This window comes from Paenibacillus sp. CMM36, from assembly GCF_053570945.1.
Genome location: NZ_JBSEDY010000005.1, coordinates 323254 through 348139, shown reverse-complemented (window position 1 = coordinate 348139; position 24886 = coordinate 323254). Strand labels below are relative to the sequence as shown.

Sequence of the window (24886 nt, the reverse complement as noted above, 5' to 3'; positions counted from 1 at the left end):
AATATGCTGTCAGGATTGAGCGCAAGTTGCGGTGTGATGATACCTTTAGACTCTATTCATACGCTTATAAGGGAACTTTCGGATCAAGAGGTCACTCTTAGGCAAAAAACCAAGGATCACTCAGACGATCTAGGGTGAAAAAAGGTCTGAATTGACGGTTGGTAAAACAATGGGAGGAGTTGGCATGATGGATGAAAATGGAGTTTTATTCGATGAAGTATCGGAAGTTCTTCTCAAACTACGTCCTTTCTTACTGCGTGACGGTGGAGATGCTGAACTGGTCGAAGTTGAGAACGGTATAGCAAAATTAAGATTTTTGGGAGCTTGCAATGGTTGCCCAAGTGCTACGATTACGTTAAAGGTTGCTATTGAGCGCGCAATTCTTGAGGAAATTGATGATATTAAAGAAGTTGTACAAGTATTCTAAATTCCTTGATACTGAGCAACTGAGTTAGTCCTGTCGCAGACCATAGCCACGGAAGTTGATCCCGCTGCTCAATACCAAAGTACATCGACAGATTACCTTGCGGGTCGAAATCGACGAGCAACGCTTATCCCCCTTCATTAAACAAGGTATTATCAAGATTGTATTCGGTATCGAGTGGGAAACCGTAGAGGTTCAAGTCCTCTCGTCGGTATACACAAAAGGATGATAAAATGCTTAAAGGCATTTTATCATCCTTTTGTTATATATTCATGATTTTGGCAACAAGGTTAACATGGATTTGACCAGCGCTTTGATCTTATCGTAAGATGATGGTACTGAAAAAACTTTTCTAGTTTACCGAGCGCGAAAGAAATGAGGGCGAATATGCAGGAAAGAATTTTGGAGGCTTTTGTAGATGAAGTTCATGAAAATGGATTGAAATTTACGATGGATGATCTTGCGAAAAGACTCGCTATTAGCAAGCGTACGTTGTATGAAAACTTTTCGTCTAAGACGCTTATTTTAGAAACACTTATTGAGCGTACAAATGATGATATGATTCGAAAAACTGAGCAGATTATCCAAAATAATGAGTTATCTTTGTTAGACAAGATTAAGCAGTCGATTAGGGTCATGCCTCTGTATTATAAGTTTTACGATTTAAGAATATTGGACCAGATGAAAAAGTATTATCCTGAACAATGGAAAAGGGTACATGCCGATTTAAATGATTGGTCTCCGATTAGAACATTAATTCAGGAAGGCATCCGAGAAGGAATTATTGTGAACAAAAATGAGGCTCTGATCATGAAGCTTATTATTGAATCTGTAAATTTAACGCTTGATCAGCGTTTCTTTCTGGATAACAGTGTGACGGTAGAGGAAGCTACTTATTCTATTGTAGATATTTTGTTGTTCGGTTTGGTCGAAAATTAAAAAATAGCCTCAACAATATGCTGCATATTTGAAGAGGCCACTTTTTTATATGAAAACTAAGAAAACATTTTTAGTTTTAATTGTTTTTTGAAAAGGGATAATGAAGTTTACCTGATATCGAATAAAGAGATACGGAAAAGGAAGGGTGGAAATATGTCTATACTCACAAGAAATCGAGGAGCAATGCTGTTATTGATGCTTAACATTTTTTTGGCGTTCATGGGGATTGGCTTAGTTGTCCCTGTATTACCTAAATTTATAAGTGAGCTAGGGATGAATGGTTCTTCGATGGGACTGATGGTTGCAGCTTTTGCGTTGACTCAGCTTTTATTATCACCATTGTCAGGAAAGTTGTCTGATCGTTATGGACGTAAAAAATTGATTGTTTCTGGGATGTTCATCTTCATGTTATCAGAGCTTGTTTTTGGACTGGCTCATTCCATTCCTACCCTGTTCATAGCACGAATCATGGGTGGAGCAGGGGCAGCGTTGCTGACTCCTTCTATAATGGCCTATGTCGCTGACGTGACCTCGTTTGAGGAAAGAGGCAAGGGAATGGGCATGATCAATGCGGCGATCAACACAGGCTTCATAATCGGGCCAGGGATTGGCGGATTGCTTGCCACATATGGAATACGCATTCCCTTCTTTGCGGCAGCTGGAGCTGCGGGAATAGCAGCTATCTTGTCTCTGTTAGTGCTGCCTGAGTCTTTAAGCAAGGAAAAGCAACAATATAATAGAGAGCTTCCACGTCAAAAAGAAAATCTTTTGCAGCAATTTGCCAAGTCATATCAATCTCCATATTTCATGGGTTTACTCATTGTATTTGTCGTTGCTTTTGGGTTAGCGAACTTTGAAACCGTATTTGGACTGTTTGTTGACCATAAATATGGTTTTACACCGATGGATATTGCCATCATTATAACGACAGGCTCCATTTTGGGAGCAGTTGTCCAAGCGACTATATTTGGATGGATCATTAATCGTTTTGGAGAGAAAAAAGTAATTCACCTCTGTTTGGCCATTGGGGGCCTGTTCATTTTTCTAACCTTATTTGCTGAACAGTACGTGATGATTATGCTGACGACCTTCATCATTTTTCTGGCTATGGATATCCTTCGCCCGGCAGTAAGTACTTCTCTATCGCGGCAGGCCGGAGATGAGCAAGGCTTTGTGGCAGGCATGAACTCATCCTATACTAGCTTGGGTAATGTGATTGGACCATTAATTGCAGGACTGTTGTTCGATGTTCATATTAATCTGCCTTATATGGTTGCAGCTATAGCGTTACTGGCTTGTCTCGTCCTTTCACTACGTTCCAAGCAAGCGGGTGAGCAACATTCGATAGCCCGTGCAGCAGAACAGCATAGAGGAAGATAGCCGCAGGTCTATACTCATCCCCGACTTAGGTCTAGGTTCAAAAACCGTCTGGGGTCCGTTTTGTCAAACGCTTGTTCAGCGTACAATAAGGACATAAGCAAGACACAGTGAAAGGCGGTGAGAGATGATGAGAGTTAACAAAGGGAATGGGTTAGCCATTGTACTGATCGTGTTGGGTTCGATTATGCTGCTCGGTAAGTTTACTCCGTTTTTCGGTCACTTTTTAGGACATCTGATTGGTTACTTAATTCCGATAGCTATGGTTATGCTAGGCTACTACGGTGTGAAAAAAGGAAATGCGCTCTTCGGCTGGATCGTACTTGTACTTGGGGTACTGATTTTGCTCGGCAAACTGTCCTGGCTTCTGGGACCACTACTGGCAATCGGATTGATCATATTTGGTGTTTCCCTGCTGAGTGACCGCAGAAGACGTTACTGATTTTAGCAGTTTAGCGAATGAAGAAATATTGCAGTAACGAAGTTTTGATTATGGGGATACGAATTGTGAAAGGAGCAGATGCAAATGAGTGTTTTTCGAAGAATGCGCGATATCACAGTAGCAACCTTCAATGAGCATTTGGAACAAAGCCAAGACCCAGTGCAACTGATTGACCAGTTCTTGTATAATACCCGCCAGGAAATTGCCGAAGCGGAAAAACTCCATCAACAGTATGCGATGCATACAAGACAGATGAAGCAGCAGTTGGATCATGCATTGTCCATGCAGACCAAACGGGAGGAACAGGCGCTACTGGCTTTGAAGGCTGATGAAGAACATATTGCGAAGCTGGCCCTACAGGAGAAAATGCTATATGCAGAAAAAGAAGAGCAGTATAGAGAACTGTGGGAGCAGAGCCGTGAATCACTACGTGAGCTAGAACAACAGCTAGATACGTTAAAGACAGAATATCAAACGGTACACAGCAAGCGTCAGTATTATGCGGCACGTGTACAGACGTTGAGACTCCAGCAGCAAATGAACGAACGGGCTGGTACATACGGTGGACGAAACGTTCCCCGAATGTTCAACCGCTTGGAAGACCGGGTAGCCGATATGGAAGCAGAAACGATGAGTCTGCGTGATTTACGTCGGGGCGAGGGCGACCATGCACAGGATGCCCAAGGCGGTGGATCGCTGCTCGAACAAGAGTGGGCGAGACTGAAAAGCAAGCTGAACAACAGCGGGAAGGAGTAAATTGATAATGACCCGAATTTACAGATCAAGCCGGGATAGAGTAATAACAGGTGTATGTGGCGGTCTTTCTGACGCAACAGGAATGGACTCAACATGGATTCGTATTCTGGTTGTGATCAGTTTCTTTATTACAGCAGGAACCACATTTATGATTTATGTGATTGCGGCACTGGTTATCTCCAAGGAGCCGAGATCTCCTTTCGATGGAGGATTTGGCCCTGACAGCGGGCCCTACCATCAACAGGATCCACGCTATTATGGCAGTCACAATACAAGATCGCAGTATGGGCAGGGAACTGGTTACAACCAGGGCGGTGCATATGGCAATTCGAACCCGTCTTTTGGTCAAGATGCCCGCAACTCATCCAAATTTAACACAGGTCAGAACAATGACTTGGATTCCATGATGGAAGATATTGAGAAAAAGGCAATGAAAAAAGAATTGGCAGAGTTACGCAAAAAAGTAGAGCAATTTGAGAAGGGAGATCGTAAATAATGGGGATCTTTAAAAGAATGAAGGATATGACAAGAGCATCGGTGAATGAAGTGTTGGATAAAGTGGAAGATCCGATTATTATGTTGAATCAATATCTGCGCGATATGGAGGCGGAAATTCACGAGGCAGAGGTAACGGTTGCCAAGCAAATGGCGAATGAACGACGTATGAAACAGCGTTTGGAGGAAGCGGTACGTGTATCCAATGAGCGTGAGAAACAGGCTGAATCCGCATTGCGAAATGGTCAGGAAGAAGTAGCGCGCAAGTTGTTGGGAGAGAAGATTTATTTTGTGCAGAAGCAGGACGAATACCGCGACTTGCATACACAAGCTGAGCTTCAAGCAAAAGAATTGGTACAGCAGCTTCACGACATGAAAGATGAATTCTATAAAATGCGCAACAAGCGCAATGAGTTGGTATCCCGTGCTCAAATGGCGAAAGCTAAAAAGCAAATGTCTCAAATCAATAGTTTGCACACGATTGAAAGTGGATCTGCTTCACTGGGCTTCCACCGTATGGAAGAAAAAATCATGCAAATGGAAGCTGAAGCTGACGTACTGCGTGCTCCTTACCGTCAAGCTCCAGGAGAAGCATATGTTAATCCGGCTGAGGCTGAAAAACAGTTTAAAGTGGATGAGCAGCTTCAACAGCTTAAGTCCAAAATTCAGACAGGTGTTAAACCAGTCGATATGAAGAAGGACTGACTACTCGGAAACAAGACATTATGATATGCTGTATGGAATGGACATTGGTCGATGATCGTGCCTAATCTGTATGGTTCAGGAAAGCCATATGGCGGAATGTTGCGCCACTATGGCTTTTCCGTCCTGTATAAACAAAAAGGGGGTGCAGCATGGAGAGAAGAAAATCAGCCTTGGCACTGGCAGGGATTGGCATCGGAATTATCATTTTATTCGGTCAGTGGATTGGGTTCCTCTCCGTGGTTGCACTGATCCTAATGTTGGCCGGAATATATAAGATCCGCAATTCCAAAATCAAAAAGGGTTACACGATGCTCGCGATTGGTGCTGGATTGTTAGTGCTGGATCATTTGTTCCTGTTTGTGGTAGTTACACTAGCATCATTAGCTATATTCTATTCACGTTCAAGGAAGCTGCATAAAGGTCAAAGCTCCATATTCAAGCACAATTTTATATCCAATCATAAATGGGATGAAGTGCCTTGGAGCCTGCGCAGCACAAGCATATGGCATGTGGTTGGGGACGTGGATGCCGACCTGACGTTGGCTCTTCCAGAGGAACGTGAGCCCGTCATATTTTTGCAGGGGATCTTCGGTGATATTGACATCACCCTACCGGATAATTACGGTGTAGAGGTGGAGATGTTCATATTGTTCGGACAGATTCAGTTCGACCGGGACCATGAGGCGGGGATGCTCAATCGACTAGTTTGGAAGTCTCCCCATTTTGAGCAGAGTGAGTATAAAGTGAAGTTTGTTGTTTCGTACTTGGCGGGCGATGTTCGCGTCCGATTTTATTGAATCAGGAGGAGCCGGGATGAATCATAAAAAAGCGTCCAACATGGTAACCCGCAGTATGGGTGAAGGTATCCTCCTGTGTGTTGTTGTGGGCGTAGTTGTCTTTTATATGCTGTATACATATGGATATGTGAAGTCGTTCCCAACCTGGGGAATGATATTGAAAGTTGCAGGAGCCGTTATACTGGTGTTGATTGGTACAGGGGCAATGTACGGATTTTATGAAAGCTACCGCTTTAAAAGCAGACTGGAAATGTTGAGAGAGACGTTGCTGATGTGGGAAAAGGGAACCCCTGCACGTGAGTTGCCGCCCCTAGGGCATGATGAGCTTGGCAGGCTGGGAGAACAGCTGGAACGGATTGGGCGTAAATGGCAGGAACAAGTTACGTCTTTACAACGCTTATCCACGGATAATGCTCAGTTGGCAGAACAGGCACGGATGACTGCGATTGTGGAGGAGCGACAGCGGCTGGCCAGAGAGTTGCATGATGCCGTATCACAGCAATTATTTGCTATTTCAATGACGGCGACGGCTGTGGGAAGGACGCTGGATAAGGATTTTGATAAAGCGCAGCGTCAAGTTGCACTAATTGAAGAAATGTCTTCCGTGGCACAATCCGAAATGCGGGCGTTACTACTTCATCTGCGGCCTGTCTATCTGGAAGGGAAACGGCTTGAGCAGGGTTTGCGTGATTTGGTACAAGAGTTGCAGGCAAAGGTACCGATGGAGATTGATTTTGAGATTGAAAGCGGAGTACAGTTGGTTAAAGGCATTGAGAACCACTTGTTTCGTATTGTGCAGGAAGCGATGTCTAATACGTTGCGCCATGCCAAAGCAACCCGCATGGAAATTCGTATCGTGCAACGCCCAGATTCCATCAGGCTGACGATTCGGGATAACGGTATTGGTTTTGAGCTGGATGAGAAAAAGCAGACTTCATATGGATTATCCACGATGCAGGAGCGGGTCAGTGAAATTGGGGGAGCGATTCAGTATATAACGGCTCCAGGAAAAGGGACACGGATTGAGGTGTCCGTGCCAGTTATTAATGATGAAAGCGGAAGGAACGATGATCATGGAAACGGAATTACCGATTAGCGTACTGCTGGTAGACGACCATGAAATGGTACGAATTGGTCTTGCGGCGGTGCTGGGGACGGAAGAAGGTATTGAAGTGGTCGGCGAGGCCGGAAGCGGAGAAGAAGGCATACGGTTGGCTTCCGAATACAAGCCAAATGTGATTTTGATGGATCTGGTCATGGATGGCATGGATGGCATCGAAACGACACGCCAAGTAACTCGTCTGCTTCCAGAGACAAAGGTGATTGTGCTGACGAGTTATTTGGATGATGAGAAAATGTATCCGGTCATTGAGGCAGGGGCATTCAGCTATTTGCTTAAAACGTCTCGCGCTTCCGAAATAGCGGATGCGATCCGTGCAGCTGCACGTGGACAGTCCGTACTAGAGTCACAGGTGGCCTCCAAGATGATGAATCGATTCCGCCAGCCACAGGCTGAAGCGCCCGCCCATACGGAGCTGACTGATCGTGAGATGGAGGTACTTCGCCTGTTGGCACAAGGGAAGTCTAATCAGGATATCGCAGACGAGCTGATTATCGGGATTAAGACGGTAAAATTCCATGTCACGAACCTTCTCGCTAAATTAGGAGTGGAAGACCGTACACAGGCGGCGATCTATGCCTATAAGAACGGATTAGCAGAGTAGAATGTAGAATAAACGAATACAAAGAACCGGAGACGATAATAGTTCTCCGGTTTTTTGTGTTCTATAACAAGGTGTTTAGATCAGGAGGAATAAAAAGGCGATTAAAGCCAGATCTAGTGCAAGCCCTGCACCGTATCCATATCCGCCGTACCCACCGCGATAGCCTGCTCTGCCATTTCCATAACTACTATAGCCATTTCCAGCAAATCCGCCTGCGTCATAAGGAAAGGATGGACTCAGAGGTGCATTGGGCGGCTTAATTAAGGCATTTAGTTTGGCAGAGGTACGAACTTTGTTTTTAGGATTCCTTTTTTTCTTTTTAGAGGAAATCTTTTTAGGGGTTTGTTTTCCTTTGTTACTGTAGCTCCCGGCATAGAGACTGCCAGGAAAGGAGGGTGGATATCCGTTCAACATCAGCTTGCCTTTGCTACACCCACTTAAGATGCCGATGTGTCGTGTACCATCACGCATAACGGCACAGACCAGACGTCCACCATGAGGTGCCACACTGGCTTCATTTACAGGATAAATCGGAAACATGATTTCACCTCTTTTGGTGTAAGATGCATTGTGATCATAGTCTATTCTTATGGTGCCTACGATGTATGGTCGAACACCCAGTAGGCAGATGAATATTTTAGAAGGGCTTTGCCGTATTGCTGTGTGTATAAAACCTCTGACAACGGGAATGCTATTGATAGATTCATAGATTTCAAACCAGCCGAAAAAGAAAGTATCCAGAGCGTAGGTGTGGGAATCGGATGGTTGTGTGGAGCGGGAGGAACGATAATGCTAAAAGCAGAGTTGATTAGAAAAGGGATTATTACGATTTTGGTATTAGGAACGGTGCTGGTACTGGCTGGCTGGCGTTATGGAACCCTTCAGACAAACCGATATGATTCCCGCGAGGCAGAAACGGCTTTACGCTCATTGTTAACCATCTCGGACCAGGCCCCGGGTACGCTGGATAAGCTGGTTGTGAAGTGGCAAGGCGATTGGATTTCTAACCATGAAAAGCCGGCAGATGTAGCGGCACAGATAGCTGATCAGCTGAATATACCCACAGTAAACAAACTCGTGGAAAATGGACACACGGTTTATCGTTCTGTTCGTAATAGTGAGGATCTAAAAATCCGCTTAAATGTAATGGAACGTCAAACTGGGCAATGGTATGTAGTCGTTCAACTGGAGAGCAACGATGCAGGACGTGAGCAGTTGATTCAGCTTCATAAACTCTGTGCTGAGCAATTAAAGTCTATGGGGATTCAAGCGCAGTGGAACACGGCCCTTCAGCGTTCGCTGCATACAAAGGAATCCAAAGATCAACTGTTGAAACTGACAGAAGCGAGCTTAACAGGGAACATCTCCATGCAGGCCAAAGAAAGATATACGGATGCGACTACTGTGGCTATATCCTATGAAGCTCCAGAGCTGCCGTTAATGATTCAAAGCGGTGAGCATCAGGTCCAGATGCAGATGGCTGTACATGAAGATAAGGAGCAACAGGATACACGTATAACGCTCGGTTTTCCGCTCATCACGATTGAATACTGACTTATAAGGTAAATTGATGATTCATCGGATAGCTTATCCATGGAGGATATGCTAAAATATCATCAAATCTTTAGTTCCATGTTTTTCGAAAATCAAGTATGATCTTGTATAAATATACACAATACTACATGCGGATTTCGGGGATTGTGGATTGCGGAATCTTGACATGGGAAGAATGAGGTACTACATGGCTGACATACCTGCTAAAGAATCTGTTGTGACGCAAGGCGCAGTTCTGTTTATTTTTGGCGCTACGGGCGATTTGGCTCGTCGCAAGCTTTTTCCTGCTATTTACAGCTTGTACCGCGAAGGCAAGCTTGCTGAGGATTTTGCCGTTATTGGTGTAGCAAGGCGTCCTCGCACAGAGGAAGAATTCCGTAATGACCTGTACGCTTCCATACAGGAGTTTAGTCGCTACAAAGCAGAAAATGATCAAGATTGGCAGGCATTTGCCGAGCATTTTGAATATAAATCGCTTGATATCAACAATGTCGAAGGGTTCCATGAGTTGAGACAGCAGACGGAGTCTATAGAAAGCAAGTTTAACATACCGGGAAATCGGTTGTTTTATTTGGCCTTGGCTCCTGAATTATTCGGAAGCGTGTCTAAGAGCTTGAAAGATGGCGGCATGATGGATGGCAAGGGGTGGAATCGTCTTGTCATTGAGAAGCCATTCGGTTATAACCTCGAATCTGCACAAGAATTGAACGTTGAAATACGAGAAGTATTTGCCGAAGAAGAAATTTATCGAATTGATCACTATCTTGGCAAGGAAATGGTACAAAATATTGAGGTGATCCGCTTCGCGAACGCCTTCTTTGAACCACTGTGGAATAATAAGCATATTGCCAATGTGCAAATTACGCTTAGTGAAACGGTAGGGGTGGAGGAACGCGGAGGTTACTACGATCATTCCGGCGCCTTGCGGGATATGGGACAGAACCATATGCTGCAAATGCTAACGATGATTGCGATGGAGCCACCTAGTCGTTTGTTGCCTGAGGATATCCGTGATGAAAAGGTGAAAGTGCTGCGTTCGCTGCGCCCTTTTGAAACGTCTGACGATGTGAAAACCAATGTGGTGCGTGGTCAATACATCGAAGGCAGTTATCGCGGTCAGCAGTTGCCGGGATATCGCCAAGAAGACAAGGTTGATCCGCAGTCAAACACAGAGACTTATTTTGCTTCACGCGTGTTTGTTGATAATTTCCGTTGGGCTGGCGTACCGTTCTATATTCGTACGGGCAAACGTCTCCCTGTAAAAACAACGGAGATTGTTGTGGAATTTAAGAGCATGCCAACGAACGTGTACCTCGGTCAAAAGCATAAGCTGGAACCGAACTTGCTCGTAATTCGGGTCAATCCAATGGAGGGCATTTACATTAAAATTAATGCCAAGAAACCTGGCTCGGAATCAGATATTGAGCCATTGGCTATGGATTTTTGCCAAAGCTGTATGGTGGGCATCAACTCACCGGAGGCTTATGAACGGTTGCTGATGGATGCGATTGAGGGTGATTCGACGTACTTCACGCGTTGGGATGAGGTTGCCACGGCATGGGGATTCGTCGATCGAATCGCCAAAGCATGGCAGCAGACCCCGGATACGCTGGAAACCTATGCTGCAGGCTCATGGGGACCGGAAGGTGCTCACAAGCTATTGGAGCAGGATGGCTTCAAGTGGTGGCCGGTTAGCGGTCAGGATGAAGATAATGTCATCTGGCGAGTAGGCGGCGTTCAGTAATCCCGTTTTGTCCTGCATCCCCCTATGTCCTGTTTAGGACGTAAGGGGATGCTTTGCGTTCGGAGTGTGCTATAATAGCTTAGTCTCAGGTTTTCAGTTTGCAACTGATTATAAGTTAAAGGCAGGCTAAAACATGTAAATAGATCGTATTTATAATGAATATGGTAACGGGGTACGCCGAATAATGGGGCTAACGGAAATGAGCCGATAGAGCCGATGATTTTATGAAAACAGGCGTGCATCATGGCCTTTTTATGAATAGCTTGAGCAGGAATGCAATGGATTTGATCATGAAGGGATATGTGAAATGAGTAAAACAACAGATATACTTCAACAGGAAGTCGACAAACGGCGTACGTTTGCGATTATTTCTCACCCGGATGCGGGTAAAACGACACTAACGGAAAAGCTGCTGCTGTTCGGGGGCGCGATTCGTCTTGCTGGTTCAGTTAAAGCGCGTAAAGCAAGCAAACACGCCACGAGTGACTGGATGGAGATTGAAAAACAGCGGGGGATCTCTGTAACATCCTCAGTGATGCAATTTGATTATAATGGTCACCGCATCAACATTCTGGACACCCCAGGTCACCAGGACTTCAGTGAAGACACGTATCGTACATTAACAGCAGCAGATAGTGCAGTCATGCTGATTGACGTAGCGAAAGGTGTGGAAGCGCAAACGATTAAGCTGTTTCAAGTTTGTGCGAAGCGTGGAATTCCGATTTTCACCTTCATTAACAAACTGGATCGTGAGGGACGCAGTCCTTTTGATTTGATGGAGGAGTTGGAGCAGGTACTTGGCATCCGTTCGGTGCCTATGAATTGGCCGATTGGTACAGGACGCGAGCTGTGCGGTGTCTATGACCGTGTCAAAAATCAGGTCGAGCTGTTTCAGGGAGATGACCATTCCACGATTAAAGTACAAAAAGTGGAAGATTACAATGATCCGATCATTCGTGAGATGGCGGGCGAATATTTGCATGACCAATTATGCCAAGACTTGGAGTTGCTTGATGTCGCGGGTGACCCTTTTGACATGGAGAAAGTACAGCGCGGAGAATTAACACCGGTATTCTTCGGCAGTGCGATTAATAATTTCGGTGTACAAACTTTTTTGGAAAACTTCCTTCAGCTTGCTCCTAAACCGGAGCCACGCCGTAGTACAGCTGGGGAAATTGAGCCAACAAACGAAAAGTTTACCGGCTATGTATTTAAAATTCAAGCGAACATGAACCCGGCTCACCGTGACCGTATTGCATTTTTGCGTATTGTGTCTGGTAAGTTTCAACGCGGGATGAGTGTTAAGCATGTACGGATGGGCAAGGAGATAAAGCTGTCTCAGCCACAGCAGTTCCTGGCACAGGACCGTGATATTGTTGAGGAGGCTTTTCCTGGCGATATTATTGGATTGTTTGACCCGGGTATTTTCCGTATTGGTGATTCACTCAGCCAAGGTAGCGAGGTTGTGTTTGATGAATTGCCGACCTTCTCGCCTGAGATTTTTGCCAAGGTAACGGTGAAAAATGCCTTGAAGCACAAACAGTATCTGAAGGGTATTGACCAGTTGACCGAGGAAGGTATGATTCAGGTTTTCCGTACGGTAAGCTTTGACGATACGCTATTAGGTGTTGTCGGCCAACTGCAATTTGAAGTATTTGAGTACCGCATGAAGGGTGAGTATGGAGTTGATGTACAGCTTCAGCGTATGCCATTCCAATTTGCACGTTGGATTGTGGATGAGCAGATTGACCCGAGCAAGTTCCGTATTAACTCTACGCTGGTAAAGGATAAGAAGGGCAATTATGTCGCCTTGTTCGAAAACGAGTATGCCATGCGTACGGCTATGGAGAAAAACCCGACAGCTAAGTTTCTAGAAATGGCTCCGTAAGATTGAATAAGCAGAACAGTTTGATCTCAGTCATTTAGTGTATACAACGAATAGTCCACTCGATGTGAATGCGAGTGGACTATTTTCATTTTCGAATACGGGTAAAATAATGAGCACAATTAAATTGGAACAAAAAGTTAAATAGCTAGAGCTAGGTTAAAGGCACGGGTTTGATTTTATCGATTTGTTCATGTGCCAAATGGACGAAATCGTGCTGTTGATTTGGGCTCATATGCTTCCAAGCGATTTCAAGAATGACACCCAATCCAGGCAGAGCGGCTTCAGGTCCGTCCACTGACCCAATAATCATATCCGTAAGATCAGCTTCTGATTTGCCGTGTACTTTGTGAACAATTGCTTGTCGTAAATCCATTGTAATGGGCATGTGTACCTCCCGTATGTTGTAGTAGTGATCGAATGTATTATGGCTTGGGCTGTTGTCCAGTATACATGGAGAAGCATTTGGCATAAGTATGTCAAAATTTATGTTTGTAGCATGATATGCTATACTATGACGGACAGTATGGTGATCGGGAGGTAAAGAAGGAATGGCAAAAAAACAGTATGCGGTTATTGGCATGGGACGTTTTGGTTCCAGTGTTGCCAGTGCGCTGAGTGAGATGGGTTTTGATGTGCTGGCTATTGACTCGGACGAGCAGCGTACACAGGAAATGTCGAATATTGTGACGCATGCGGTGTCTGCCGACTCGACGGATGAGGAAGCGCTGCGAGCGCTGGGTATCCGTAATTTTGACGTAATCGTAGTTGCGATTGGCGAAGATATACAGGCCAGTATTCTGACGACATTGATTCTCAAGGACATGGGCGTACCAGCTCTTGTGGTCAAGGCACAAAATGAGCTGCATGGAAAAGTGTTGCAAAAGATAGGTGCAGATAAAGTCGTTTATCCTGAACGGGATATGGGGTTACGGGTAGCCCATCATTTGACATCCCCCAACATTTTGGATTATATCGAGCTGTCCAAGGACTACAGTATTTTGGAGATGAGAGCCGCCGATTCCATGATTGGAAAAAACCTGAAAGAGTTAGACATACGTGCACGCTTCGGCTGCAATGTGATGGCGATTCGCAGAAATCAGGAAATGAACATTTCACCTTATGCCGAGGATCGTCTGGAGCCGGGTGATGTACTGGTCATTGTGGGCCACAAGGATGACCTGACCAAGCTGGAGCTGGCATTTGCAGCCTAATGAGGGCTTGTGTTCAAGTGCAAGTGATACATCATTTATTTTTATTGAAACGGACAAAGAAACGGAAGGTTAAACGAATGGAAATCATTTCACCGAATAATGCGCGTGTAAAAGAGTGGGCGCAACTGCTGGAGAAAAAGCATCGCACACGGCAGCATAAATATATTGTCGAGGGTATTCATCTGGTGCAGGAAGCGCTGCGTTCGGACGCGGCTGTCGAAACCGTCGCCTATGATTTGGACAAGGGCATTCCCGCCGAGCTGAATGGCCTGGATCCAGCAGACCAGCCGGTGGAATGGGTTCCCGTGTCAGCGGCGGTCATTGCAAAATGCACCGATACGAAGACGCCGCAGTCGGTCTTTGCCATCGTGCGTAAGGAGGAGCGCAGCGCATTCCAGGCATTGCTGGAGCAGCCGGATGCACTGGTAATGGTGCTGGACGGGGTGCAGGACCCCGGCAATGTAGGCACTATCATCCGCAGCGCGGACGCTGCTGGAGCCGCAGGCGTAATATTGGGTCATGGCTGCGCCGACCTGTACAATCCCAAAACGATCCGCTCCACGATGGGATCGTTGTTTCACCTGCCGGTGATTGAAGGCAGTCTGGAGGAGCTTTTGCCGCAGGCCAAAAGTAAAGGTGCCCGCTTGCTCAGCACCTCGTTGGATGCGAGCTTGTCATGCTATACCATAGATTTGCGTGCTTCCACTTGGCTTGTGATCGGAAACGAAGGCCAAGGTATTTCTGCTGCTACCGCGCGCATGGTGGATGAGTCGGTATTCATTCCGATGCAGGGGCAAGCGGAATCACTGAACGCGGCGATGGCTTCTACGGTGCTGTTATTTGAGGCCATGAGACAACGAAACTAAGAGAGTGAACATGGGGCTGTGGTTTATAACATCAATTGAGACTGTTTATACCATCTAAATGAGACAGTCAATGTCCCCGAAAACCCAATAAAACCGGTAATTAAGGCTAACCAAATACAAAATTATCTGTTAATGATTAATCTAAGTTTTCTTATTTTATGGTGAAAAAGGACAGAAAATTTTTTATAACAAGAAGTAAGACAAACATTATCTAAAGGGAAAATAACCTCTTCTCGGCTACAATAAAATTTTGTTATATATATTCTTACCTACAGGACATTTTAATATCTAACCTAAACAGTCCCGATGAAAAGCTTTCTATTTCGGGGCTGTTTTTACGTTATAGATGGTAGGTGAAATGATAACCCGTTTTTGGGAAATTGCTATTCCCATTCAAATCTCTTTCTGCTTTTTGGAGGATTACATCCGTCGATACTCAGGCAAAGTTTGTCTTTAGCTTTCGAGGATATTTAGATAATTAGCAAACCTGTTTTTAGATTGTATTGTTAAGCTGAGGCGAAACGGTACCCATCATTTATCTCATTTGTTGATTAATTCTGAGAAATATTAAATTGATATTGTCCGAAGAAAATAAAGTGTTAGACTGAAAAATAAAGTACCAGACTTAGAAAATAAAGTATTAGACTGGTGAGCATTTCATTAAGCCAACTGGCAGAATAGTGAGAGAAAATGAACATTCTTAAAGCGGTGCCACTGAGGGCAGAGGAATAACTGTGTTGATATTAAAGCTGGATGGATTACTATACGAAATATAAAGGTCAAATAGCCGGGTTCATTGAAAGGCAGCGGTATTCCCACTCAAACGAGTAAGGGTGTACTACTGCCGTTTCTTTTTCAGATTCGTTTTTAGATTCCTGGGATTATAGTTGCAAACTTATATAATCAATCTAAGTGAAGCACGGCTTTGCCCGAGAATTTCCGTTCCATAAGATTACGGGCAACGGTGTCAATTTCGGTCCAAGGCGCCTCCACTTGGATTCGTGGGATTAACCGCTCATCTGTGACCAGCCGGGCCAGCAAACTCAGATCGTCCGCGGCTGATTGACGAGTGAGTTCCTCACCTAAAAAGAAGCTGTACAAGGTTCTTCCTCCGCTGGTCACCATATTCTTCATATCGATCATTACGGTATTTGAAGAGGAAAATCCTACCGCAACGCAAATCCCTTGGGGCGCTAGCTGCGGCAGCAACGCCGCCAGTGCATTGCCGCCTACTGAATCGATGATCAGATCGTACGGCCCAAATTTGCTGGCTGATGAAATTGCGGAATATCCAATGATCACTTCGTCGGATCCGACCTCCCGAACAAGCTCAGCCTTCTCTTCCGTGCTTGCCGTACCTACAACGTATGCGCCGGATTGGACTGCAAGCTGATGGGCGAATAACCCAACTCCGCCGCTAGAGCCTGTAATGAAAATCCGTTTGCCAAGCAGCATGCCGCCTTTTCGAAGTGCATAAAGAGCCGTGAGCCCTGCTACGGGGAGGGTAGCCGCCTCCGTAAAAGTGAGTTTGTCTGGGATTTCGGCCAACAACGATACGGGAGCAGCCACTTGCTCGCTCCAGGCTCCCATCGGGAGCAAACCAACAACCCTGGCCCCTTTTTGCGGTCCTGCGCCGTTCTCTGCCGGCTCGATGACAATCCCGGCGAAATCCCAGCCAGGACGGCTAGAAATTTCCTGATTTTTAGCGTCACTCACTTCACCGCGGTTGAGTGAGACGGCCTTCACTTGCACAAGCGCTTCCCATGGCTTAGGCTGCGGGGCGTCAACTTCCTTGAAGGCCAAAAGAGACGGGGCATGCGGATCAATAACAATAGTACGAATCATATCGGTTTTCCTCCATGTTGGTTATGGTCATTAGATGACCTTCATTTCAATGAGGAGTATACTTTAAATAAAGGTTCGGCCCAAGTGCAGAACTACACTTCATAAGAGAAGGGAAGAGAAGATGGATATAGATACGGAGAATTCCAGACATAGAATCGTAATGGGAGAAATTGAAGCCCTGCGGATAAAACGCCAGCAAAAGCTTGTCGATCAACCTCAACCGTCCTTGAAACGATTTACTCAACAAGAGCTAAACGACGAGGCTTTTCCTTCGTATAAAAATTTGCTGGTTGGACGTACCCGCCGCATACCGACCCGCCAGACGATAATAAATATTGCAGAATATCTTGAGTGTACATCCAACGAGCGTAACGATTTGCTTTTGGCAGCCGGTTTTCTTCCAATTCAGACCGAATTGTATGGACGGTCGTTGGAGCGTGCATTAGAGTGGGCTCAGCAAACGATGAGGAGTATTCCTTTTCCCGCCATGGTCGTAACACATACTCAGGACATCAAGGGATTAAATGAGCCGTTTCATCAATTGTTCGAAATCCCTCTCGACCGTTCATATGACGGTTTAATGAATAGGGTCGATTTACATTTTAATTCTGGTTTTCCTATCCGGTCCCGCTCCACGTTTGACAAGGCGTCGTTTAGGCAGTGGGAGGAGCACATCATAAACGGAATACAATCCTTTAAGAGTGAGCACATGCTCTCGCGTTATGATGCGTGGTATCAAAAATTGCTGGATAGAGTTCAGAAATATAACGCGTGCGAATATCTGAGTGTGCCGGATGTAGGGGGAAATGTTGATCAAATACAAACAATTCTAGCCAGAATGGAAAGCTCCGGAGACCTTATTCCCGTACGCTACAGACAGGTTTCGATTTCCGCAGGCGGCCGCTTATATCCGCAAATTGAGGTTTTCCTGCCAGTAGATTCTGCTGCGCGCACAGTTTTCGAGAACCTGGGATGTCCAGCTGATTGTGCATTTGTCTAATCCGACACTTACAAGAGGATGGAATCGAAAAGTTATTGGTAGCTGATAATTCAGAATAGGTGGTTGTTAGTTGAATGACAACAGCGGCAGTCTAAGGCTTTATTTATCAAGTCTTGGTCTGCCGCTGCTTTATATTAATTGTTCAGTCGAAAACCTATTTTTCAAAAGCTGACGATTCTTCAGTTCAAAAACCTCGCTAAATCAACAACTCTAGTCTAATACTTTATTTTCACCGAACAGATATCATATGTCTATTTCGTTTGCTATATGGCTATGCTGGTTATAAAATAAAAAGGGAGGAGATTAAGATTAATTATAAAGATATATATAATTTACATATTCAGCTTCTTAATGTATATGAGAGGAACCAAAAGGATCGCCATCCTTATATGGATTCATACTTTGATTTATCTCTTGTTTCACGAGTAAACCCTAACTAAAATAATGAATTAACAGCTTCATTATCTAGAATAATGTTCGAATATGGGGACTGTTATAGAAATTCACAACAAAAATTACCGCTAGCAGCAGGCAAAATTGCTGCCTAAGAGCCTGTTTCAGTAAGCACTCACCATAGTTTAGACCTGCGGGAGAAGTTTCTCGTATGCAAAAAGATTGGATCGGATCCACAACGATCTAGAAGGGTGATAGATCAATTCATCGCTTATAAATGGGCGAAAGATTTGGCTCTTCAACAACACACTGCGAGTGCGAAAAAAAGTACTCTAATTTAGAGTGGGATTTGACAGCCAAGGAAACAGTTTGTTTCTGTTCCACTATTTGATGTACCTGTTTGTGCTGTTTTCCCAATTCCTGGATATTGAAGATCGAAAAGCATTTGATTTCCTTGTTGCCACTTTTTCAAACTTGGATATATTCTAGCTCTTCTCCCATCTGATTTATAGATAGGGGCTATTTGGCGTTTTTACGTATCCCGAAACTCAAGGAAAACTCGTTTATTAGTGCAATTCTTGGGAGAAGAAATGTTTAAAAAGAAATTGATACTGAAAAGAATGAATAAATGTTTAATTTCCTGGTAAGGATTATAATAAATCTATCATTTTTATGAGTTTTTTTTACTCTGTTTTATCCTTAGGTAGTTATAAATATGGAGATTTAATATTCGGCATTGGCGTGCTTTTTTAGGGGGGCTAATGAAGAAGGAAGAAATAATCAGCTATCTATTAGATGATTTTTCTCAAGGGTGGATCGGCTACACTTAGTTGGGCAATAAAAATGAGGGCTTGTAGAATAAACCTATTATCTTAAGGAGCGGATTTCTACAATGCCAAAACAACAACGACGTACCTTTACAGCAGAGTTCAAGAAGCAAATGGTGCTATTATATGAGAACGGAAAGTCCAGAGCGGATCTGGTGGAGGAATATGACCTCACCGCCTCGGCTTTGGATCGCTGGATTAAACAAGGCCAAACGACAGGCTCTTTCTCAGAGAAGGACAATCGCTCGCCAGAAGAGAATGAGCTAATCACTTTACGCAAAGAAGTTCAACGCCTCAAAATGGAAAATGATATTTTAAAGCAAGCCGCGCTGATCATGGGACGAAAGTAGCTATCATTCAGAATAATCGGGATAAATACTCGGTATCAGCATTGTGTGACGTCCTGCAAATCGCAAGAAGTACGTTTTACTATGAAGCCAACGAAGAGTCGCCAGAAGACGAAGTGACCACAGCCATTGTGGACATTTTTCACAAAAATCGAAAAGCGTATGGCACCCGAAAGATTAAAGTTAAGCTTCACGAGCGAGGGCTCGTGGTTTCCAGACGTCGAATCGGTCGGATCATGAAAGAGCAGGGACTGGTTTCGACATACACTGTGGCACAATATAAGCCCATAAAGCCGCTTGTAATGAAGCGGCTATAGCCCATACACTGAACTGCAAGTTCAACCAAACGGAAAGCAAACGCGTGGTGGTCAGTGATCTAACCTATATGAAAGTCCAGAACGAGTGGCACTATATTTGTGTGCTTATCGATCTGTTCAATCGAGAAATGATCGGTCATAGTGCTGGCCCTAATAAGGATGCAGCACTGATTTCTCGCGCCTTTGCGACCGTGAAAGGCGATCTGCATCAGATTCAGTGGTTTCATACCGACCGTGGCAGCGAGTTCAAAAATCAAAAGATGGATGAGCTTTTAGAGACGTTTGAAATCGGTCGATCGCTGAGTGCGAAAGGGTGTCCGTATGACAACGCCGTGGCCGAAGCCACCTATAAGATCATGAAAACGGAGTTCGTGAACCAGATGAACTTTCAAAATCTTCGTCATTTGGAGTTGGAATTATACGATTATGTTCATTGGTTCAACCAGCAGCATCGAACTGATAGAAGATCCATTTTCATTGAGCGATAAATTTACATTTAACAATCTGATTACCTATTTAGAAAAACAAAAAGTATATAATAAAGATGTAATTGATAATTTGAAGAAAGTTAAAAATCTTAGGAATAAAGTTACGCATGGAACTCTCCCATTAATAACAGAATGGGATCCAGATGATCCAAGAAGTAGAGAGGAGAAATTGAATCTGCTAAGAGGAGTAAGTGAAATCCCAGAAGCAAACAAGATTAGTTTGAGAAGTGGTTCTGTGTATTTTGATTGTAGGGAATACGATCTGTCATTAAGATCACTCGATCCTGCAAGCAAGATTGCAGTTATTCAACTAGTATATATTCGAGAAATTTTGATGAGTATATTCAGTGATGAAATGCCCATCGTATAACATAATATTCACGCGGCGGGCATGCCCCTGGGCCCGGCAGAGGGGTTTTATGGGAGTGGGAGCTGCCAGACACCCAGCATACGCTGGGTCGTAAATACAGAAATGTTATCTGAAATACCAGCAACACCAAACAACATAGGAAGCAGATGTTAGTTCCCTTCAGACTTTAGTGTATAATAAAGAACAAAGAAGTGCAGGAGGTATGCATAGTGAGCATTGAAGAGAAACTTATTCAAGACTTTTTGGCATTGCCTGATGACAAGAAAATTGAAGTGATTGATTTCGTTGAATTCCTAAAGAATCGTAGCAATAAGCAAATGGAGTCGATCATGGACGATATTGTGAATGAAAATATTGAGGCACTTAGGGAGTTAGCTAAATGAAGAGTCTTAGTCTGGGACAAATTCTTGAATTCCATACTAAGATTATTAAGGCAACTATTGGCTCCGATGGAGTTAGAGATCTTGGACTAATTGAAAGTGCTCTAAAGAAAGCAGAAGCAGCTTTCGATGGACAGGAACTTTACGAAGGAAGTATAAAGGAAATATCTGTCATTACATTTGCTTAATAAAGAATCATGGATTTATTGATGGGAATAAACGAATAGGGGTAGCAACAATGCTGCTTTTACTACGTTTAAATGAGATTTCTGTAAAGTACGAGCAAGAAGAATTAGTTGAATTGGGATTGAAGACTGCAGAAGGTAAATTCACAGAAGAGAACATACAAAAATGGATAGAAGAGCATCAAGTGTAGAAGTGGCTTGGTGTTCTTCTTTTGTAAGAACGACTGAAGGTAATTCAAAGTAGGCTGTTACATCTAACATAATATTCATGCTGCGGACTTTCGTCCTGGGTCCGGCATTCGCTGAGTCGTGAATATAGGAACGTTATCCGAAAGAACCCTAAATCGATTAAGAGATGAGGAGCATTTGATGACCTATAAATCAATTTTAATAGATCAATTAACTGCATGTTATAACGATAAGAGTTGGTTCATTCCTCTTGCGGATATACTGGATGATCTAACAGCAACGGAAGCAGTTACTGAGAATGACAATAAACAAACCATATGGTCCATAGTGAATCATCTTATTTATTGGAATGAAACATGGCTTGAGCGTTTTAAGGCAGGAGAATTTATATTAAATAATGCTATTAACAATGATGAGACATTTTCTTTGACTCAAGATCAATTGAATGATTTAGGCTGGAAGGAAACATTAAATAGACTTGAGAATGTATTTAGCAATTGGAGAGTTATTTTAGAAGAAACAGATGAATCAAAGCTCACAAAACAACTTCCAGAATATTTTAATGCTCCTTGGTGGGGAGTTGTTTCTAATTTAAGTATTCATAATGCATATCATATCGGACAAATCATGTTGTTAAAGAAACAAATTCGAGTTAAATAATGTTTTTAGGTTGTTCCCAGATGAGGGGGCAGCATATGCAGAGCTGGTCGTCCGGCCAGGAAGTGATTTGGCTTGGTAAATCAAGCTCAAAAAAAAGGCACGTTTTCAGTTTTGAAAATGTGCCTTTTTTGCCATTAATTTAAAGTCGAAATGGCAAACGTAACAATGAGTGTCATCTGCTTAATTTGCGCCCTTCTTTGTCAAGAAACAACAGTTCGTAGTATTTTTTGGGTCGCCCTTTACTGTTGTCTCGTTTTTCAAATACCGTTTGTACGTATTTACTTTCTTCAATTTTGTTAAGGATACGGTTTGCACCTCTGACGGTCATGGACAGGCACCCAGCAACATCCTCAGAGGATAATTTATTTGTTCTCATGATTTCTGCATAAGACATGATTTTTTGCAAGTTGATGTTGTTTATTCCGATAGTTTTGGCTAACGCGATGATTTCCGGGTCCCCCTGTTCAGAGAACTGTATGACATTCATGCTCCGCATTGGGCCGATAACCTTCTGATCCTCGTTTATAAAAAAGCTGCAGCTGCCCGTAAAGGCTTCCGCCTGTCTGTGAGCTTTGGTGGCGTTAATGTTAGCTTGAAAATATTCATGTCCCGAGCCCCACCCGATCTTCACCTTGTCGCTTATGCGCTCTTCCAGATACTCCAGTAGGGTGCAGTTATGCGCGTTAGTGGTGATTTTCATGAAATTTCCGTAGGTGGTGTATAGTCTGACAAAGCCTTCCGAAATTTGGGCCGTGTCTGCCAGATTCACGCTGCGCAGAAACCTGCCGACAAGGACCTTTAGCTCATGAAGCTGCTCTTCAGATAGCGGATCCGCCGTTCTGGTCGATAAGCATGCGACAACTGCCCTCTGACTCTTAAGCTTGAGGATAGTAATCTCGTTGATGATCTCTCTTATGGTCTCTTTAACGTTTTCCAAAGTGGGCCGGATTAAGATATATCTGACTCCGTGCTTTTTGAGTTCTGGAACAAAGTGGCCGAACGCGGTGATGGACAAGTCTATTTTCTTGTCTTCCCATAGAGTGATATGGTTCTCCAGCATTGTCTCCACCCGTTCGAGCAGATCACCGCTGTCAATGGGCTTTCCCTCATGAGTCAGGTATTGCTGGAATTCGCTGAAAGACTTGATTATATACGCATAATCCACATAGATCCGGGATATATCAAGCCCAGGTTCTGTAACCAGCAGCCGGAAAAGTTCCCTGTAAAGCAGGTTTTCATCATCCTGCAAAATGTGAACAGGTACTTTTTCATCCAGGCATTCCTTATCGATTGACTCGTAAAGCATCCTGCCACTGATCACAAATCCATCCACCGAATCTAAGTTTTTGAGATAGATGTCTGTTGTTTCCCGGAAGTTACTGATTGTAAGAAACCTGAACTGACATAAGGGCCGCATTTCTTCTTCAATGGCGCGGAAATAGTCCATATGGGTCTCAGGCGTGATAATACCCAGCTTGATTTTCATGATAGATTCCTTTCATAAACAGTTCAATCAAAAGAGTTATATCACAATAAATGTGATATTTCAATGTTCCGGCAGCCTCTAAAATAATGTTCTTAAAATGTCTTATTTTCTCTTGACAGCGAATGGATTTAAAAGTACGATAAAAGTGTTCTCAAAAAGTCTTAAAATATGAAGGGGGGAATGTTTACTCTGTTCTTACGTTCATTCAATTTGTGCTTTGGGAGATGTTTATTGTGATTGAAGAAGCTGGAGGTTTTTTGAGTATGGCCCATCAGCTGCAGGACAAATTGGTCAAGCACAGGCATCATCTTCATGCGGTTCCGGAACTTGATTTAAGTTTGCCGAGGACAACTGCCTACGTAAAAGAGGTGTTGGAGTCGATGGGGCTTGAGCCTACTCCCGTAGGAGAGTCAGGTCTAATGGTTACGATCGGCGGACAACATGCCGGGAAGGTGATCCTTATCCGTGCGGATATGGATGGGCTGCCCATTCAAGAAGAAACGGAGCTTTCTTTTGCGTCGTTGAACGGAAACATGCATGCATGCGGTCATGACTTGCATACTTCCATGCTGCTCGGAGCTGCGGAGATCCTGAAGGCCAACGAAGAGCAGCTTCGCGGGACGGTTAAGCTTATGTTTCAGCCGGGTGAAGAGACTCTGCACGGGGCAAAGATGATGCTTGAGAATGGGATTCTTGATAATCCTAAGGTGGATGCAGCCATGATGCTTCATGTGTTGACCGGAATGCCAATTCCTATCGGGCAATTTGTAGTGCCTGAGGCCGGTGGAGCTATCTCAGCTTCCTCTGATTGGTTCGAAATCATCATCCGCGGAAGGGGTGCACATGGAGCAATGCCGAGTGCCGCGGTCGATCCGTTAAATGTGGCTGCTCATCTTCATCTGGCGCTGCAGGGTATTCTCAGCCGTGAAATTCCGCCAGTTGAGAGTGCCGTCCTTACCATTGGCGTGATGGAAGGCGGAAGTACAAACAACGTGATTCCCGATACGGCCAGAATGAAAGGAAGCGTACGCACATTTAACGCCGCATTGCGGGACAAAATGGAAACCCGTATCCACGACATTTCTGCAGGTATCGGAGAAACTTTTCAGGCAAAGGTGGATGTGATCTATACCAGGGGATGTCCTGAGGTGAAAACGGACAGCGGGCTTAACCGTCAAATGAGAACTACGATTGCAAACACTTTTGGCGCCAGTTCCTTAATCGGTATAACCCAATTGATACCCGGCGGGAAATTAATGGGATCGGAAGACTTCGCATTTGTCTCACAAGCGGTGCCAAGTACCTCAGTATTTCTTAACGCAGGCAATACCGAGGAAGGCTATGGTTACCCTGTGCACCATCCAAAGACGATGTTCTCGGATGAGGTGCTGTACAAAGGGGCTGCGGCTTACGCTGCTTTCGCCAGAGATTGGCTTGAAAGTAATAGATAATATCTCAACAAAACCAGGAGGAATTG

The 24886-nt window shown here is 44.2% G+C and carries 26 protein-coding genes and 3 pseudogenes; 24 read left to right on the top strand and 5 right to left on the bottom strand.

From position 1 onward, the window contains the following. Positions 1-187: 187 nt before the first annotated feature. Positions 188-427, top strand: coding sequence for a NifU family protein (locus ACWA2B_RS13710; RefSeq protein WP_013373004.1), 240 nt, complete (start codon positions 188-190; stop codon positions 425-427). Here ACWA2B_RS13710 and ACWA2B_RS13705 read toward each other — a convergent pair. After that, on the bottom strand, positions 402-548 hold the full coding sequence (locus ACWA2B_RS13705) for a ParA family protein (RefSeq protein WP_161627026.1): 147 nt from the start codon (positions 546-548) through the stop codon (positions 402-404). The two genes, ACWA2B_RS13710 and ACWA2B_RS13705, sit on opposite strands and share 26 nt — an antisense overlap. Before the next feature lie 263 nt (positions 549-811). On the opposite strand from ACWA2B_RS13705, the gene ACWA2B_RS13700 reads away from it, so the two are divergent. From ACWA2B_RS13700 to ACWA2B_RS13660, 9 genes are all read left to right on the top strand, one after another. Continuing rightward, entirely contained in the window at positions 812-1363 is a 552-nt protein-coding gene (locus ACWA2B_RS13700) for a TetR/AcrR family transcriptional regulator (protein WP_029518165.1), read from the top strand. Between the two features lie 129 nt (positions 1364-1492). After that, positions 1493-2743 (top strand): MFS transporter, encoded by a 1251-nt coding sequence (locus ACWA2B_RS13695; protein ID WP_449292298.1) that lies wholly within the window; start codon positions 1493-1495, stop codon positions 2741-2743. A gap of 127 nt (positions 2744-2870) precedes the next feature. Beyond that, positions 2871-3182: a LiaF transmembrane domain-containing protein gene (locus tag ACWA2B_RS13690; protein ID WP_013311898.1), complete on the top strand. Its 312-nt coding sequence runs from the start codon at positions 2871-2873 to the stop codon at positions 3180-3182. 84 nt (positions 3183-3266) lie between these two features. Further along, positions 3267-3938 (top strand): PspA/IM30 family protein, encoded by a 672-nt coding sequence (locus ACWA2B_RS13685; RefSeq protein WP_013311897.1) that lies wholly within the window; start codon positions 3267-3269, stop codon positions 3936-3938. Positions 3939-3945: 7 nt separating this feature from the next. Next, on the top strand, positions 3946-4434 hold the full coding sequence (locus tag ACWA2B_RS13680) for a PspC domain-containing protein (RefSeq protein WP_449292293.1): 489 nt from the start codon (positions 3946-3948) through the stop codon (positions 4432-4434). Next, positions 4434-5138, top strand: a complete 705-nt coding sequence (locus ACWA2B_RS13675; RefSeq protein ID WP_013311895.1) for a PspA/IM30 family protein — start codon at positions 4434-4436, stop codon at positions 5136-5138. Before ACWA2B_RS13680 ends, ACWA2B_RS13675 begins: the two co-directional genes overlap by 1 nt. 149 nt (positions 5139-5287) lie before the next feature. Continuing rightward, a complete protein-coding gene (gene liaF, locus ACWA2B_RS13670; RefSeq protein ID WP_029518168.1) occupies positions 5288-5935 on the top strand; it encodes a cell wall-active antibiotics response protein LiaF in 648 nt (215 codons plus the stop codon). Between the two features lie 16 nt (positions 5936-5951). Next, complete coding sequence (locus tag ACWA2B_RS13665; protein ID WP_029518169.1) at positions 5952-7031, top strand: sensor histidine kinase; 1080 nt, start codon at positions 5952-5954, stop codon at positions 7029-7031. Continuing rightward, entirely contained in the window at positions 7009-7659 is a 651-nt protein-coding gene (locus tag ACWA2B_RS13660; protein WP_013372995.1) for a response regulator, read from the top strand. The genes ACWA2B_RS13665 and ACWA2B_RS13660 overlap by 23 nt, the downstream gene beginning before the upstream one ends. A gap of 75 nt (positions 7660-7734) precedes the next feature. Here the strand turns inward: ACWA2B_RS13660 and ACWA2B_RS13655 are convergent, their stop codons facing one another. Beyond that, on the bottom strand, positions 7735-8199 hold the full coding sequence (locus ACWA2B_RS13655; RefSeq protein WP_029518171.1) for a hypothetical protein: 465 nt from the start codon (positions 8197-8199) through the stop codon (positions 7735-7737). A gap of 249 nt (positions 8200-8448) precedes the next feature. Between ACWA2B_RS13655 and ACWA2B_RS13650 the strand changes: the two genes are divergently transcribed. The 3 genes from ACWA2B_RS13650 to ACWA2B_RS13640 all read left to right on the top strand — a co-directional run bounded on the left by ACWA2B_RS13650 (position 8449) and on the right by ACWA2B_RS13640 (position 12845). Then, a complete protein-coding gene (locus ACWA2B_RS13650) occupies positions 8449-9213 on the top strand; it encodes a YwmB family TATA-box binding protein (RefSeq protein WP_449292292.1) in 765 nt (254 codons plus the stop codon). Positions 9214-9400: 187 nt separating this feature from the next. After that, positions 9401-10957, top strand: a complete 1557-nt coding sequence (gene zwf, locus ACWA2B_RS13645) for a glucose-6-phosphate dehydrogenase (protein ID WP_029518173.1) — start codon at positions 9401-9403, stop codon at positions 10955-10957. A gap of 307 nt (positions 10958-11264) precedes the next feature. Continuing rightward, a complete protein-coding gene (locus tag ACWA2B_RS13640) occupies positions 11265-12845 on the top strand; it encodes a peptide chain release factor 3 (RefSeq protein ID WP_029518174.1) in 1581 nt (526 codons plus the stop codon). A 151-nt stretch (positions 12846-12996) separates the two neighbouring features. Here the strand turns inward: ACWA2B_RS13640 and ACWA2B_RS13635 are convergent, their stop codons facing one another. Next, on the bottom strand, positions 12997-13230 hold the full coding sequence (locus ACWA2B_RS13635) for a small acid-soluble spore protein SspI (protein WP_016819939.1): 234 nt from the start codon (positions 13228-13230) through the stop codon (positions 12997-12999). Between the two features lie 160 nt (positions 13231-13390). Here ACWA2B_RS13635 and ACWA2B_RS13630 point away from each other — a divergent pair. Continuing rightward, positions 13391-14056, top strand: a pseudogene (locus ACWA2B_RS13630) (potassium channel family protein); the annotation flags it as partial. 77 nt (positions 14057-14133) lie between these two features. Beyond that, entirely contained in the window at positions 14134-14922 is a 789-nt protein-coding gene (locus tag ACWA2B_RS13625) for a TrmH family RNA methyltransferase (RefSeq protein ID WP_340956799.1), read from the top strand. Between the two features lie 903 nt (positions 14923-15825). On the opposite strand, the gene ACWA2B_RS13620 is transcribed toward ACWA2B_RS13625, so the two are convergent. Beyond that, a complete protein-coding gene (locus tag ACWA2B_RS13620; RefSeq protein ID WP_029518176.1) occupies positions 15826-16767 on the bottom strand; it encodes a zinc-binding dehydrogenase in 942 nt (313 codons plus the stop codon). 121 nt (positions 16768-16888) lie between these two features. Here ACWA2B_RS13620 and ACWA2B_RS13615 point away from each other — a divergent pair, with 121 nt between their 5' ends. From ACWA2B_RS13615 to ACWA2B_RS13580, 8 genes and pseudogenes are all read left to right on the top strand, one after another. After that, positions 16889-17767 (top strand): hypothetical protein, encoded by an 879-nt coding sequence (locus tag ACWA2B_RS13615; RefSeq protein ID WP_449292291.1) that lies wholly within the window; start codon positions 16889-16891, stop codon positions 17765-17767. 1285 nt (positions 17768-19052) lie between these two features. Beyond that, positions 19053-20094: pseudogene (locus ACWA2B_RS13610) on the top strand (IS3 family transposase); the annotation flags it as partial. Positions 20095-20128: 34 nt separating this feature from the next. Then, on the top strand, positions 20129-20509 hold the full coding sequence (locus ACWA2B_RS13605) for a hypothetical protein (RefSeq protein ID WP_029518179.1): 381 nt from the start codon (positions 20129-20131) through the stop codon (positions 20507-20509). Between the two features lie 209 nt (positions 20510-20718). Beyond that, complete coding sequence (locus ACWA2B_RS13600; RefSeq protein ID WP_080658656.1) at positions 20719-20892, top strand: DUF2281 domain-containing protein; 174 nt, start codon at positions 20719-20721, stop codon at positions 20890-20892. After that, positions 20889-21077, top strand: a complete 189-nt coding sequence (locus tag ACWA2B_RS13595) for a hypothetical protein (protein WP_342434461.1) — start codon at positions 20889-20891, stop codon at positions 21075-21077. Before ACWA2B_RS13600 ends, ACWA2B_RS13595 begins: the two co-directional genes overlap by 4 nt. Beyond that, a pseudogene (locus ACWA2B_RS13590) lies at positions 21056-21106 on the top strand (hypothetical protein); the annotation flags it as partial. The gene ACWA2B_RS13595 and the pseudogene ACWA2B_RS13590, both read left to right, overlap by 22 nt. Positions 21107-21127: 21 nt before the next feature. Then, on the top strand, positions 21128-21265 hold the full coding sequence (locus ACWA2B_RS13585; protein ID WP_340933144.1) for a hypothetical protein: 138 nt from the start codon (positions 21128-21130) through the stop codon (positions 21263-21265). A gap of 118 nt (positions 21266-21383) precedes the next feature. After that, on the top strand, positions 21384-21923 hold the full coding sequence (locus ACWA2B_RS13580; RefSeq protein WP_449292290.1) for a DinB family protein: 540 nt from the start codon (positions 21384-21386) through the stop codon (positions 21921-21923). A gap of 172 nt (positions 21924-22095) precedes the next feature. Here the strand turns inward: ACWA2B_RS13580 and ACWA2B_RS13575 are convergent, their stop codons facing one another. Next, the gene (locus ACWA2B_RS13575) at positions 22096-23409 is read right to left on the bottom strand and encodes a hypothetical protein (RefSeq protein ID WP_029518181.1); all 1314 of its coding nucleotides are present in this window, start codon (positions 23407-23409) and stop codon (positions 22096-22098) included. A gap of 224 nt (positions 23410-23633) precedes the next feature. Between ACWA2B_RS13575 and ACWA2B_RS13570 the strand changes: the two genes are divergently transcribed. Next, positions 23634-24860 (top strand): M20 metallopeptidase family protein, encoded by a 1227-nt coding sequence (locus ACWA2B_RS13570; RefSeq protein ID WP_449292297.1) that lies wholly within the window; start codon positions 23634-23636, stop codon positions 24858-24860. Positions 24861-24886: the final 26 nt, after the last annotated feature.

Bases quoted from the DNA above. Each gene is read 5' to 3' on its own strand.
- ACWA2B_RS13615 (WP_449292291.1), top strand. From the start codon at position 16,889: ATGGATATAGATACGGAGAATTCCAGACATAGAATCGTAATGGGAGAA.
- ACWA2B_RS13585 (WP_340933144.1), top strand. From the start codon at position 21,128: ATGCTGCTTTTACTACGTTTAAATGAGATTTCTGTAAAGTACGAGCAA.
- ACWA2B_RS13690 (WP_013311898.1), top strand. From the start codon at position 2,871: ATGAGAGTTAACAAAGGGAATGGGTTAGCCATTGTACTGATCGTGTTG.
- ACWA2B_RS13595 (WP_342434461.1), top strand. From the start codon at position 20,889: ATGAAGAGTCTTAGTCTGGGACAAATTCTTGAATTCCATACTAAGATT.
- ACWA2B_RS13655 (WP_029518171.1), bottom strand. From the start codon at position 8,199: ATGTTTCCGATTTATCCTGTAAATGAAGCCAGTGTGGCACCTCATGGT.
- ACWA2B_RS13680 (WP_449292293.1), top strand. From the start codon at position 3,946: ATGACCCGAATTTACAGATCAAGCCGGGATAGAGTAATAACAGGTGTA.
- ACWA2B_RS13620 (WP_029518176.1), bottom strand. From the start codon at position 16,767: ATGATTCGTACTATTGTTATTGATCCGCATGCCCCGTCTCTTTTGGCC.
- ACWA2B_RS13685 (WP_013311897.1), top strand. From the start codon at position 3,267: ATGAGTGTTTTTCGAAGAATGCGCGATATCACAGTAGCAACCTTCAAT.
- ACWA2B_RS13675 (WP_013311895.1), top strand. From the start codon at position 4,434: ATGGGGATCTTTAAAAGAATGAAGGATATGACAAGAGCATCGGTGAAT.
- ACWA2B_RS13640 (WP_029518174.1), top strand. From the start codon at position 11,265: ATGAGTAAAACAACAGATATACTTCAACAGGAAGTCGACAAACGGCGT.
- ACWA2B_RS13575 (WP_029518181.1), bottom strand. From the start codon at position 23,409: ATGAAAATCAAGCTGGGTATTATCACGCCTGAGACCCATATGGACTAT.
- ACWA2B_RS13665 (WP_029518169.1), top strand. From the start codon at position 5,952: ATGAATCATAAAAAAGCGTCCAACATGGTAACCCGCAGTATGGGTGAA.
- liaF (WP_029518168.1), top strand. From the start codon at position 5,288: ATGGAGAGAAGAAAATCAGCCTTGGCACTGGCAGGGATTGGCATCGGA.
- ACWA2B_RS13635 (WP_016819939.1), bottom strand. From the start codon at position 13,230: ATGCCCATTACAATGGATTTACGACAAGCAATTGTTCACAAAGTACAC.
- ACWA2B_RS13700 (WP_029518165.1), top strand. From the start codon at position 812: ATGCAGGAAAGAATTTTGGAGGCTTTTGTAGATGAAGTTCATGAAAAT.
- ACWA2B_RS13650 (WP_449292292.1), top strand. From the start codon at position 8,449: ATGCTAAAAGCAGAGTTGATTAGAAAAGGGATTATTACGATTTTGGTA.
- ACWA2B_RS13625 (WP_340956799.1), top strand. From the start codon at position 14,134: ATGGAAATCATTTCACCGAATAATGCGCGTGTAAAAGAGTGGGCGCAA.
- ACWA2B_RS13660 (WP_013372995.1), top strand. From the start codon at position 7,009: ATGGAAACGGAATTACCGATTAGCGTACTGCTGGTAGACGACCATGAA.
- ACWA2B_RS13710 (WP_013373004.1), top strand. From the start codon at position 188: ATGGATGAAAATGGAGTTTTATTCGATGAAGTATCGGAAGTTCTTCTC.
- zwf (WP_029518173.1), top strand. From the start codon at position 9,401: ATGGCTGACATACCTGCTAAAGAATCTGTTGTGACGCAAGGCGCAGTT.
- ACWA2B_RS13570 (WP_449292297.1), top strand. From the start codon at position 23,634: ATGTTTATTGTGATTGAAGAAGCTGGAGGTTTTTTGAGTATGGCCCAT.